This window comes from Streptomyces sp. P5F9 (assembly GCF_057961495.1).
The window spans coordinates 14,321-26,314 of sequence record NZ_JBXVPZ010000030.1; the positions used below are offsets into that span (position 1 = coordinate 14,321).

Genomic DNA, 11,994 nt, shown 5'->3' on the forward strand with positions numbered 1-11,994 from the left:
AACCCGGCCTGCGCAGCCTCCCCGCCGACCACCCCGCGCGCGCCGCCCTCACCGCCGCCATCCCGGGCAAGAAGTCCGCACCCGCCGAAGACCTGCTCGGCACACTGCTGTTGCTCGCCTCCCCGGCCGGCGAGTGGATCAACGGCCAGGCCATCAGCGTCGACGGCGGCTGGGTCACCCGGCTGTGACCGGCACCGGGACCCCCGGGACACGGGTCGGCTTCATCGGACTGGGCAGCCAGGGCGCGCCGATGGCCCGCCGCATCGCCGAGGAGTCGTTCCCGCTGACGCTGTGGGCGCGTCGCCGTACGTCCACGGACGCCTTCGCCGATACGGCCGCCACTGTGGCGGCCACACCGGCCGAACTGGGGGCAGCCAGCGACATCGTGTGCCTGTGCGTCGTCGCGGACGCGGACGTCGAGGACGTACTCCTGCGCCCCGACGGCGTACTGACCGGCATGGCTCCCGGCGGGGTCGTCGCCCTCCACTCCACCATCCACCCCGACACCTGCCGACGCGTCGCCGACGAGGCCGCCAAGCGGGAGATCGCCGTGGTGGACGCTCCGGTCAGCGGCGGAGGCGCAGCGGCCGCGGATCGCAGGCTCCTGGTCATGGCCGGTGGCCAGGAAGTGGACGTCGCCCGCTGCCGCCCGGTGTTCGACACCTTCGCCGACCCGGTCATCCACCTCGGACCGCTGGGCAGCGGCCAACTCGCCAAGCTGCTCAACAACTTCGTGTTCACCGCGCAGGTCGGCCTGGCGTTGGACACCTTCTCCCTCGCCGACGGGCTCGGCATGGACCGCACCGCGGTCGCACAGGTGCTCGCGCACGGCACCGGCGGCAGCCGCGCCGCGGCCATCCTCGCCGCTTCCGGCTTCAACACCGACGGGCTGCGCCGGGCCCTGCCGCTGCTGCGCAAGGACGTCGGCCTCCTGCTCGACGTCGCCGACACGGCCCGGGCTCCCCGGCCCCGGACACTCGCGGACCTCACCACGCACACCCTGTCGACGCTGGGCCAGAGGCCGGCGCCCTGACCACCGCCCCACCCGGACGACCCCAAGGCGGCACCGACATGACCACGTCCCTGTCCCACGACCTCGGCACCACCGGCCCCCTCGTCGACGGCACCTGGCTCGACCGCACCTCCGTCGGCCAGGCGGACCACATCAACCCCGCGACCGCCCGCGCCAACGGCACCGTCCTGCTCAGCGGACCCCTGGAGGTCGACGCGGCCGTTTCCGCGGCGAAGAAGGCCTTCCCCGAGTGGCGGGCGGTGCCCCCGGACCAGCGCCGCCGCATCCTCCAACGCGTGGAGGAGCTCATGCTGGAGCGCGTGCCCGAACTCGCCCGGCTGAACACCCTCGAACTCGGCGTCCCCTTCCGTACGTCGGCGGGGCTGGCCCACCTGTCCGCGGGCTGGTTCGGCTACTACGCCGGCTGGGCCGACAAGCTGGAGGGCGCCACCATCCCTCTCAGCCCGCGCATGGTGCCGGGCCTCGACTACACCGTCCCCGAGCCGTACGGCGTCATCGGCGTCATCCTGACCTGGAACGGTCCGATCATGTCGGTCGGCATGAAAATCGCCCCCGCGCTCGCGGCGGGCAACTGCGTCGTCGTCAAGTCACCCGACCTGGCACCCTTCACCGTGGCCCGGTTCGCCGAGATCGCCCTGGAGGCCGGGCTGCCCCCGGGCGTGCTGCACATCCTGCCCGGCGGCCCGTCGGCCGGCGAGCGGCTGGTCAGCCACCCCGACATCGCGAAGATCACTTTCACCGGTGGCATCCCCACCGCCAAGAAGGTCCTTGACGCGGCACGCCACACCCTCACACCGGTTCTGCTCGAACTCGGCGGCAAGACAGCCGACATCGTCTTCCCCGACGCCGACCTCGACGAGGCCGTCGCCGAGACCGTCCGCTCCTGCTACACCCTCTCCGGCCAGGGCTGCAACCTCACCACCCGCATGCTGATCCACCGCGAGGTGTACGACAGAGTGGTCGCCGCAACCGGCGAGGCAGCCGCCGCACTGCGCGTCGGAGACCCCTTCGACCAGGCAACCGCCCTCGGCCCGGTCGTCGGCAGAGCGGCCCACGAACGCATCCTGGGGATGATCGAACGCGCGGCCAAGGACAGCCGGTTGGTCGTCGGCGGCCACGCGACCGACCCCTCGACGCTGCCCCCGGACAACCGCGACGGCTACTTCATCGACCCGACGGTCCTCGCCGACGTCGACCCGCACAGTGAGGTCGGCCAGCACGAGGTCTTCGGCCCCGTACTGTCCCTGATCCCCTTCGAGAGCGAGGACGAGGCGGTCGAGCTGGCCAACTCCACCCCCTACGGCCTCGGAAGCGCCGTACACACCCACGACGTGTCCAGGGTCCAACGCCTCGTCCCGCAGCTTCAGTCGGGCACCGTCCTCGTCAACGGCGCCTCGGGCCAGCCGCCGGGCGCCCCCTTCGGCGGCTACAAGCAGAGCGGCTACGGCCGCGAAGGCGGCAAAGAGGGCCTCTACGAGTTCCTCCAGACCAAGAACGTCTTCATCCGTGCCTAATCGCGCGCCCGAACTCCCGCTTCAGGAGGCCGAGATGGACGACATTCCCGCGACACGGACATTGACCGAAGTGCTGCCCGACCACGAACCGCCCACATCAACCACTCCGTTCGGCCGCGCCTCACGCGACTTCCTCTACGGCGAGGTCTGGTCACGCCCCGGCCTGAGCCGCCGCGACCGCCGCTGGGTCACCCTGACGTGCGTGGCCGCCGCCGACTCCCCGCAGCCCATCGAGGACCATGTCCACGCGGCGCTCGCGTCCGGTGACATCGAGCTGGAGGCCATGCTGGAGTTCGTCCTGCACTTCGCGGTGTACTGCGGCTGGCCCAAGGCCTCCCACCTGGAGGGTGCCATCGCGCGCCAGTGGGACCGTATCCACCGTGAACGCGGCGAACAGACCCCGCCCTGGCCCCAGTTGAGCGACAACACGCTCGGGTCAGGAGCCTGGGACGAGCGAATCAAGCGCGGCGTCGAGGAGTTCATCGACGTCAACCTCGTGCCCGCACCACCCGCGAACTCGCCGTACCGGCACGCCGGCATCCTGAACTTCGTCTTCGGCCACGTCTGGCAACGCCCCGGCCTGACCCGCCGCGAACGCCGGATCATCACCGTCGCCTGCGTCGCGCTCGACGACTCGCCCATCCCGCTCCACTCGCACGTCACCGCCGCGCTCCACTCCGGCGACGTCACCAAGGAGGAGATGGACGAGATCGTGCTGCAGTTCGCCGCGTACTACGGCTTCGCCAAGGGGGAGGCACTCGCGGACACGGCCGAGACAGCATGGGCGTCCAAGCCCGACTGACCAGCGCCCTGCGGCCGAGGTATTGCGCGTCGGCGCGGACTGTCCGGTATCCGTCCGGGTGTAAGGCCTGTGAGGTGGGGGAACGAGGGCCGTCACCCAGACCGGCGTGCCCGGCTACGTGTGCCAGATAGCCAAGGGCGCCACCTCGCTGTGGGAGCAGTGGACCGACCGCCTCTCGGTGAACCACCACTACCGCTCCAACGTGGCCATCCGGTTCTATCAGAGCCTGGCAGGGATCAGGCCGACCTCAGCCGCCTACGAAACGCTGCGGGTCCGGCCGTACATCCCCTCGGGCGCGGTCAACAGCTGCGTCCCGAAGGCCCGGGTTTCTGCTCCGCCTGCCCCAAGCAGGACAACGGGCGCAGACGGCGCAGCGCCCGGCGCCACGACTCGGGGACCCAGCAGTCGATGGTGATGCCGGACCGTCTCTCCATGATCCCGGCGCGGCACAGCCCGCATTCGCCGCGTAGACAGTCGTACATGATTGCGTCACCCGCCTCCTTCAGCGCGTCCAGCATGCTGGTGCTGACCGGGGCTTCAACCGTGACGCCCTGGCGCTCCACGGCGGCCTGGCACGGACGGGCGGGGTGGTTGCCGCTGGTTCCGAACGTCTCGAACCGGAGGCCTGCGGGCGGCCGTCCGTCCTGCTGCCAGGCTGGCGAGCTCTCACTGGTCCCTACCTTCTTGAGCGGATTCAGCCCGGGTCAGCAGGTCGTCGTGGGAAGCCTCCAGCTCCGCCCTGAACGCCATGCGATCGCGGGACCGGGCGGTGTAGAGGATCTGATAGTCGCTGCTACGGACGCGCCGGCCCGGGCCAGGCTCAGGCGGCGAACAGCACGCTGGGGACGAATCGGGATGGAGTGGGAACTCTTCGACGGGATCGGGGACTTCGAGTTCGCCGCCGGTTTCAACGAGTGCATCCGCACGTATCCGTCCCGGCCGTCCCGCTGTCGACGCACGGCGATGCGCAGCAGGCCGTCGTCCTGACCGAGATCGGCAAGGGAGGTCGACCGGGTCTCGCTGCCACTCGGAAGCCGCATGGTGACCTCCAGATGGCTGCCGGGAGGGTGGCGCGGGCGCCACATCCGTCAGGCGCAGGGTGATCAGGGCGACGACCGGCGTCAGTTCGTCGAGGACTTCGTGCTGCCGCTCATGTTGCCCCTTGGCGTCCCGATGACCATCGGGACGCCAAGGGGCAGGGGTCTACCAGGTCAGTCGCAGGGTCTTGTACGAGTCGGTCCAGAGGCGCGGGTGACCGGATGAATCTGAGGAGAGCCAGGCCCAAGGGGCTGGATGAACCGGGCGGTGTCCCTATGCCGGACGCCTGCCTCTTCTTGAGCAACGGCATTCACCACGACGAGACGCGCGACACCGGATGCAACTACCGGCAACCGCGCCTGCGCGGAATCTTCGAGGTCATGTCTCTCCCGGCTCGTCCGCCGAAGCGATGCGTTGGCCGGCTATGCCCGGTGGCCCTCTCGTCGCGGTGCCGGCCGGACGTGGGCGGGTGGCAGTCGGTGGTCAGGATGCGGCCGCTACATCGGGGATGCGAAGGTCACCTTCGATTTACTGGGCGCGACCGAAGCCGAAGGACCGGTCGGCGGGGGTGTTCTCGGCGTATCCGATGAAGACGTCCTCGTCGGCCACTCCTATCAGTGCCGGCGATGTGGCGATGGCGGCATAGAGGCGCTGCTTGACCTCGGTCGTGCGCCCGGCGTGCGTGAGGATCTGGATCATCACGTCCCGTTGTCACTGCGCTCGAAGCCCAAGCCGGCGTCCGGCGCGATGATCCGGCTCACCTCGTGTCCGGTGACAATCTGCAAGCGGTCGTGCGGGGGGATCTCCAGAACGTTCACCACGGCCGTGTGAACGGCGTCAGCGACGGCGCAAACCTGTGTGTTGCCGCGGCCCTAGACGAGATCGATCCGGACCAGCGGCATGGGAGAACTCCTTGCTCGTATTCCCAGTCGAGGATCGCGCCGATCTTCTCGTTCTCGTCCAGGAATCCCAGAGGACCCTGACCCACGAAGAGGACCGTCTCGTCGGGGAACTTGGTCCAGTCGTGGAGCATGGAGTTGGGCTCCTAGCCGTAGCCGTCGGCCGTGAACCCGCCGCCGGATCGTAATCTCCGCCGCCTGCCGTGACCGAGCAAATTCTTACCACATGGCTGACGTTTGGAGAACGTAGTGCGTCATCCGTTCGCGAGCGCGTCCAGGAGCCAGTCGCGCCGCACGCAGTGTTCTAGCGCGAAGGAGTCGGCCAGTGCGAGCACGTCGTCGTCACCGAGGCCTCGGAAGAGTTCGGCGTACTCCTGGACGAGCGGCTGGCCGAGCAGGATGTGACGGACGATGATCTCGATCCACTGGCGGGTACCGAACGGGTACGGAGAGAAGCCCGGGAACTCGTCGGCGACAAGCTGTTCGAGCGGCTTGGCCGCCTCGCGGATGTCGCCGTCCGGGGAACTCCAGGCCTCTGCGCCCAGGCGGTGTTTCTTGGCCATGAACTCGGCGAAATGGTGCTGGTACGGGCTGCCCTGGGCAAGGTGGACAAGCCCTTGGAGGCCGACGTCCTTGTACGTCCAGATCGACCAACTGGCCTCGTGCCGACGGTAGATCTCCAACTGGTCGGCGAGCAACCGCCCGCACTGTTCGTCCCGCACCGGGTCGCCGGTGTACACCGGGCCGAACTCGCCGATCCAGATGGGAGTGCCGGTCTTGCGCATGTACGCGGTGCGGCGCAGGAAGACGTCCTCGACGTGCCCCTTGTCGACCCAGATCCCGTGCGTGTGACCGGGGTAGCCGCCAGTGCGGGCGAAGCCGGCGCGCGCGTAGTCGTGGCAGGTGTAGACGGTGTTCTCGATGGGTTCGCCGAAGAGGTCGAACTCGGTGGAGTAGCGATTGCCGTCGAGGAAGAGGATGTGGTGCGGATCGATCGAGCGAATGGCTGCGACGAGGCGGTCGTAGAAGGCGGACAGCACGTGCCCGAACTCGTCGGCGGGCTCGTTGATCGGGTTGTATCCCGCCACCCACGGGTTGTCCTTGTACCGTTCGGCGATGACCTCCCACAGGTGCACGACCCGGTCCTGGAAGTGCCGGTGGTCCCAAAAGGACGGCAGGTGGGTGGGGTTGTCGGAATGCCATTGGTGGTTCTGGGCGCCGGGCAGCGAGTGCAGGTCGATGACGGTGTAGATGCCGTGCCGTCCGCACAGTTGCACCACGCGGTCGAGCTGTGCGAAGCCTTCCTCGCGGATCTGCAGCGGGTGGGCGTCGTCCTCGAAGTGGCGGTAGTTCACCGGCAGGCGCAGGCAGTTGACGCCTTTGGAGGCGAGCAGCGCGGCGTCGGCCTCGTCGAAGAAGACGGTCAGCAGCCGGTCGAAGAACAGCTGATACCGGCGCTCGCCCAGGACCTCCCGTACCGCGGAACGCATGGCGGATTCATTGGAGGGGTAGCCGGTGATGAAGTTCTCCATGTTCATCCAGCCGCCGAGTCCGGCGCCACGGAGCCGGACCGGGGTGCCGTCCCGGGTTTCGAGCCGGGTGCCGGAGACCTTCAGCAGGGGGTCAGGAAGATTGCGGTGGGAGGGCGGAGTGGAGAGCGCGGAGGCCATTCAGACGGTCCCTTCGTGGTCCGGTGACGGGCGGGGTTTCATCGACGCCGACCTCGGCCCCGGCTAGGGGAGGGGCGTGAAGAGGTGCAGCTACCTCAGGCTGAGGGCGTCTCGTCGCCAGCGGTGACGAAGATCCGTACGTCCCAGGCCCCGAGGCGCAGTGCTGTGCCGGCGGCCGCGGAGGTGCCGTCGAGCACGTCGGAGAGCGCCACCGGTGCCGTGACGTGCGTGGGGTCCCAGCTCCAGTTGTGGACGACGTGGACGCGGCGGCCGTCGGGCGAGGTCCCGGTGGTGGCGGTGACCGACGGCGGCAGGTTCTGCCAGCCGCTGCTAGGGGCGGGTGCCAGCCAGGTGGCGAGCGCCCTGGCGAGGTCGCGGCCGGGGACCGTGCCGACGCAGGTGACCCGGCCGGCGCCGTGGCGGCGGGTGGTGACGGCGGGCCAGCGGCCGAAGTGCGGGTGGTCGTACGCTGCGAGCACCTCGGCATCCAGGACCGTGAGTCCGTCGACCCAGCGCGTGGCCGTCGACTCCTCCGGCAGCTCCAGCGGGCTGCCGGGCACCGCGCGCAGCGGGATGTCCTGCACGAGGTTGCTGAACTCCTCGTACTGGACCCCGGCGGCCTTGGTGAGTCGTCCCGGCGCTGGTTCCTGGCGGGCCCGCGCCTCGTGGTCGGCGTAGCCGGTCCGTGGTCCGAGGACCAGGTGGCCGCCTGCGTGTGCGTAGGCCGCGAGCCAGTCCAGTGTCCCGTCGGCGGCCACATGCAGGGCTGGGACGACGAGGACCGGATGGAGGCCCACGGCCTCCCCGGGGCTCTTGCCGAGGACTTCGCCGCCGGCATCGTGCAGCTGGCGGGCGTGCACCATGCGGACCTGGCGGCCGGCCTCGAAGGTGCCGCGATAGAAGGGATCGAAGATGCCGTGGTAGGCGGCCGGATCGGGTTCGCCGTTCTGGTTCGCCAGGGGCGGGTACTTCTGCATCAGCCACTTGCTCGGCGTCGAGTACACCATGGTGATGTCGGCGTCCGGCTCAATGCCGGCGACCAGCGAGCCCGCGGTTTCGAACTCGCCTCCCAGACGGGCCAGTTCGTCGTACACGCGGCCCGGCCTGCCGCTGTGCGGGAGGATGCCGCCCACGTACGTCTCGGCCCCGAAGTGCAGGGTGTGCCAGTGCCAGTACTCGATCATCCGTGCCCCGCGCGCCACCAGCAGCCATGCAGCCTGCCGCCACTGGCCGTCGTAGGCAGGGCGGTTGTCCCAGGGGCCGCCGATGGTGGCCGCGTTGGTCTCGGTGACCAGGAACGGGGCCTGGCGGGAGGAGTACATCCGGTCCGCGATCTGGGAGATCGACCAGGCGCCGGCGGTCTTGTTGTGCTCGGCCTCGCGCTCGTCGGGCAGCACCAGGGCGTCCTGCATCGCGTAGTACGGGTTGCCCGCGGCGATGTCCAGGGCCGCGTTGAGCGCATGGTCCTCCACCCCCGGGCGGGGATAGGAGACGCAGGTGGTGACGAACTGCTCGGGGAGGGCGTACTCGCGGGTGATGCCCGCCTGCCAGGCGATGAACTCGGTGGTCTGCCTGGCCTGGAACTCCCGCCAGGCGACGTCGTACTGCGGCTGGGCGTTGCCGTCCGGCGTCCACAGGTCGGCCCACGTGGTCAGGCGGTGCGACCAGTAGACCAGACCCCACTCCTGGTTGAGGGTCTCCACGTTGCCGTACTTGCGGCGCAGGTGGTCGGTGAAGCGCTGGAAGACACCGTGATTGTGGAAGAGCTCCAGGCCGGGCTCGTTGTCCACCTGGAAGCCGATGACCGCGGGGTGGCGGGCGTAACGGTCAAGGATGCGGCGGATGACGCGTTCGGCGTGGAAGAGGAAGGCGGGGTGGGTGTAGTCGACCTCCTGACGGGCTCCCCAGCCAATGCGCTGCCCGGTGGTCCGTTCGCCGCAGATCTCCGGGTACTGCCGGGCCAGCCACGGCGGGACCGCATAGGTCGGCGTGCCCAGGATGACGGAGATCCCGCGCTCTCGGGCACCGTCTAGGACGGGCTGGAGCCAGCCGAGGTCGAACGTTCCGTTCTCCGGCTCCCAGGTCGACCAGACCGACTCGCCGACCCGGATGACGGTGAAGTGTGCCTCGGCCATCAGGGCGAGGTCTTTCTTGAGCTGCTCCTCGGCTTGTTCGGTGCCGTAGGGTGGCCGGTACTCGTGGTAATACGCGGCGCCGAAGAGAACGCGGGCGGGCAGGTCCGCCATGAAGTGGGCCTCCTGAAGGCAGAGTTGGGTGCATGGGGGCGGCGGGGAAGACCTGCTGCCCCCCGGATCAGCTGCCGTTGGCCGGCTGGCTGTAGGTGGTCCCGTCGATGCTCGTGGTGAGCGTGCCGACGGCCTGGAAGTCGTTCCTGAGCATCGCGGCCGGGCCGAGGGTGAAACCTCCGGGACCGGTGCGTTTGGTGCCGGTGTGCCGGCCGGACAGCGTCAGGTCCTCGGTCCAGGTGACGCAGGCGAGTGCCGAAGCGGTATCCGGTGTGCAGCCGAGGGCCGTGTTGGAGACGTGCTCCACTTTCTCGGTGCCGTTGATGATGTTCGTGCCGTCGTCGCTGTAACCGCGGTATTCGACGGCGACGCTGAGGGTCTGGGTGCCGGCGCTGTTGTTGGTGATGTGTATCGTGGCTGAACCCTGGGTCTTTCCGCGCAGGGTGTACGCGCCGGTCGGCAGCGGGTTCGGCTGCTGCGGAGCTTTGTCCGGGTCGTACGGCTGGCCCCAGGTCTTGTCGGAGACCGGTGCGGGAGTCACGGGCGTGCTGGGTTTGAGGTCAGGGAAGCGGGCGATCATCAGCCGGCTGTTGCGGCCCCCGGATTCTGTGGAGTCGGTGCAGCGGTGCGGTGTCGGATTGGCGCCGCAGGCCAGGTTCTCGGTGTAGACGACGGCCGTGCTGTCGGCCAGCCACACTGGGTCGGCGGCTGCGTTCCAGTTGGGGTCGGATCCGGCGTTGATCTGGACGCCGCGGCCGGTCCTTGCGTCGACGAGCCAGGGGGAGAAGAAGCGGCGGTTGCCGTTGTTGCGGATCCCGGAGACGTACGGAGCGGTGCCCGCCTGTGCGGTGAGAGGGGGGATGCCCGGCATGCCGGAGATGAAGTCGAGGCGTCCTGAGCCGTTGACCTCGTCGGCGAGCAGCCATTTGCCGTCGGGGGACATCGCCATGGGGTCGGTGTAGTGGGCCTGTTGCGTGAGGGATCGGGAGGCGCCGGTGGCCAGGTTGGTGGCCCAGGCGTCCATGCTGTCGGAGTTCAGGCTCTGGATGCCGAGGATGGCCCGCCCGTCACTGGTGAAACCGCGCGGCTCACCGATCATGCCGGCGTGGTTGAGGCGCAGTTGGTCTCCGCCCTCGACGACCAGGGGCTGGTACGCCGGTGAGGGGTTCACCAGGACCGAGGTCTTGATGAGCTCGTAGCGCCGGTTCTCCTTGTCGTACGCGAGCCGACCTACGTACGGGATCTCGGCGAGGGCCCTGAAGTCCAGGACGTCCCAGACCAGATGTACGCCGTCGGGGCTCAGTCGCCACTCACGGCCGTTGTTGATGCCGCTGCTGTCGGGTTTGAAGAGTGGCTTGCCATTCCAATAGATGGGGGTCACGCGGGTGTTGGCGGGGGTGCAGCGGGGGTTGGTGACGGCGTACTCGGCTCCGTCGGCACCGCACTCCAGGATGCCGTTGCTGACCAGAACGTGCCTGCGGTCGGGCAGCTCGTTCGCAGGCGGGTACACGAGCTGGCTCGTGTCGATGTCGGAACCGAGCGACACCCCGCAGGTGATGCACTTCCATGCTTCGCCGTTCGGGAAGGTGGTGCCGTCGGTGCGGACCGCCAGGACCTGATTGCCGCGGTAGACACTGGCCGGTCCTGAGTCCGGTGCCCCGGCGTAGGTGATGCCCAGGAGTACATACCTCGAGTCCCTGGCGGGGCCGGGTGTGCCGATGCCGCTCCAGTCGGCCGACACGCAGCCGGTGGGGTGGGTGCACAGACCGTCCTGCGGGACGGTCGGTGGGACCGGCAGCTCCTTGATGTCGACCCGCGGCTGTGTCACGGGGGACGTGTCCGTGGATGTCTGGGCGGCTGCCGGGAGTTGGGTGCAGGACAGGGCCGCGGCGAGTGCCAGGGTGGCGGCCGCGGTGCCTCTCGCGAGGCTGGAACGTGTGCGTGGGACTCGCATGATCATGGCAGGTTCCTCATTGGTCGTTGCGTGATCACTTGAGCGCACCCGCCGAGAGCCCGCTGATGATGTGGCGCTGGGCGATCGCGTAGAAGACGACGATCGGTAGCACCGCGATGAGCGAGGCGGCGAGCAGGATCTGTTGTTGCGGGGACTCCGCCGAGACGAAGTTGGTGAGCCCGCGCTGCACGGGCATCAGCGAGCTGTCGTTGAACAGCACCAGTCCCATGAGGTACTCGTTCCAGACCCCCATGGCCTGGATGACCGCCACCGCGACCAGGCCGGGCCGGGCCAGCGGGAGGATGATCCGCCAGAAGGTGCCGAGCAGGGAGGCACCGTCGATGGCGGCGGCTTCCTCCAGTTCCTTGGGCTGGCTGGCGAAGAACCCGCGCATGATCAGGATGGAGATCGGCAGCCCGCCGGCGATGAGTACGAGGATGTAGCCGATGCGGGTGTTGGCGAGCCCGAGCGTGATCAGCAACTTGTACTGGGCGATGAACGAGGCCGGCAGAGGGATGATCATGATGACGAGGATGGCGCCCACCACGGCACCTCGTCCGGGGAACTCGATGCGGGCCAGGGCGTACCCGGCCAGGCTCGCGATGACCAGGATCCCGGCGACCGAGGCCGCGGTGTAGAGGAGGCTGTTGGGTAGGTACTGGCTGAAGCCGCCCTCGTTCCACGCGGTGGCGAAGTTGCCCCATTCGAAGGGGTGAGGGATGGGGTCGGTTCCCTTGTACAATTGCTCGGCGCTCTGCAGGGATCCGCTTAGTATCCAGAGCACCGGCACCAGTGCTTCCAGCGCTCCGACGATCAGCAGGGCGTACAGGGCCATGCG

The 11,994-nt window shown here is 68.9% G+C and carries 12 protein-coding genes and 1 pseudogene; 6 read left to right on the top strand and 7 right to left on the bottom strand.

All coding sequences use genetic code 11. The annotated features are described in order from the left end of the window. From AC31A1_RS08330 to AC31A1_RS08350, 5 genes and pseudogenes are all read left to right on the top strand, one after another. Positions 1-188, top strand: a pseudogene (locus AC31A1_RS08330) (SDR family oxidoreductase); the annotation flags it as partial. Continuing rightward, entirely contained in the window at positions 185-1,033 is an 849-nt protein-coding gene (locus tag AC31A1_RS08335) for an NAD(P)-dependent oxidoreductase (RefSeq protein WP_489652615.1), read from the top strand. The pseudogene AC31A1_RS08330 and the gene AC31A1_RS08335, both read left to right, overlap by 4 nt. Before the next feature lie 38 nt (positions 1,034-1,071). Further along, on the top strand, positions 1,072-2,547 hold the full coding sequence (locus tag AC31A1_RS08340) for an aldehyde dehydrogenase family protein (protein ID WP_489652616.1): 1,476 nt from the start codon (positions 1,072-1,074) through the stop codon (positions 2,545-2,547). A gap of 34 nt (positions 2,548-2,581) precedes the next feature. Next, positions 2,582-3,349, top strand: coding sequence for a carboxymuconolactone decarboxylase family protein (locus AC31A1_RS08345; RefSeq protein WP_489652617.1), 768 nt, complete (start codon positions 2,582-2,584; stop codon positions 3,347-3,349). A gap of 118 nt (positions 3,350-3,467) precedes the next feature. Next, positions 3,468-3,764, top strand: a complete 297-nt coding sequence (locus tag AC31A1_RS08350; protein ID WP_489652638.1) for a hypothetical protein — start codon at positions 3,468-3,470, stop codon at positions 3,762-3,764. On the opposite strand, the gene AC31A1_RS08355 is transcribed toward AC31A1_RS08350, so the two are convergent. After that, positions 3,649-3,912, bottom strand: a complete 264-nt coding sequence (locus AC31A1_RS08355; protein WP_489652618.1) for a 2Fe-2S iron-sulfur cluster-binding protein — start codon at positions 3,910-3,912, stop codon at positions 3,649-3,651. The genes AC31A1_RS08350 and AC31A1_RS08355 overlap by 116 nt on opposite strands. Positions 3,913-4,204: 292 nt before the next feature. On the opposite strand from AC31A1_RS08355, the gene AC31A1_RS08360 reads away from it, so the two are divergent. Next, positions 4,205-4,336, top strand: a complete 132-nt coding sequence (locus AC31A1_RS08360) for a hypothetical protein (protein WP_489652619.1) — start codon at positions 4,205-4,207, stop codon at positions 4,334-4,336. A 579-nt stretch (positions 4,337-4,915) separates the two neighbouring features. Here the strand turns inward: AC31A1_RS08360 and AC31A1_RS08365 are convergent. The 6 genes from AC31A1_RS08365 to AC31A1_RS08390 all read right to left on the bottom strand — a co-directional run bounded on the left by AC31A1_RS08365 (position 4,916) and on the right by AC31A1_RS08390 (position 11,991). Then, the gene (locus tag AC31A1_RS08365; protein ID WP_489652620.1) at positions 4,916-5,086 is read right to left on the bottom strand and encodes a tautomerase family protein; all 171 of its coding nucleotides are present in this window, start codon (positions 5,084-5,086) and stop codon (positions 4,916-4,918) included. 115 nt (positions 5,087-5,201) lie between these two features. Further along, a complete protein-coding gene (locus AC31A1_RS08370; protein ID WP_489652621.1) occupies positions 5,202-5,420 on the bottom strand; it encodes a hypothetical protein in 219 nt (72 codons plus the stop codon). Between the two features lie 120 nt (positions 5,421-5,540). Then, positions 5,541-6,956: a glycoside hydrolase family 5 protein gene (locus tag AC31A1_RS08375; protein ID WP_489652622.1), complete on the bottom strand. Its 1,416-nt coding sequence runs from the start codon at positions 6,954-6,956 to the stop codon at positions 5,541-5,543. 95 nt (positions 6,957-7,051) lie between these two features. After that, positions 7,052-9,202, bottom strand: a complete 2,151-nt coding sequence (locus AC31A1_RS08380) for a beta-galactosidase (RefSeq protein WP_489652623.1) — start codon at positions 9,200-9,202, stop codon at positions 7,052-7,054. 67 nt (positions 9,203-9,269) lie between these two features. Beyond that, the gene (locus tag AC31A1_RS08385) at positions 9,270-11,162 is read right to left on the bottom strand and encodes a TolB-like translocation protein (protein ID WP_489652624.1); all 1,893 of its coding nucleotides are present in this window, start codon (positions 11,160-11,162) and stop codon (positions 9,270-9,272) included. Positions 11,163-11,190: 28 nt separating this feature from the next. Continuing rightward, the gene (locus AC31A1_RS08390) at positions 11,191-11,991 is read right to left on the bottom strand and encodes a carbohydrate ABC transporter permease (protein ID WP_489652625.1); all 801 of its coding nucleotides are present in this window, start codon (positions 11,989-11,991) and stop codon (positions 11,191-11,193) included. Positions 11,992-11,994: the final 3 nt, after the last annotated feature.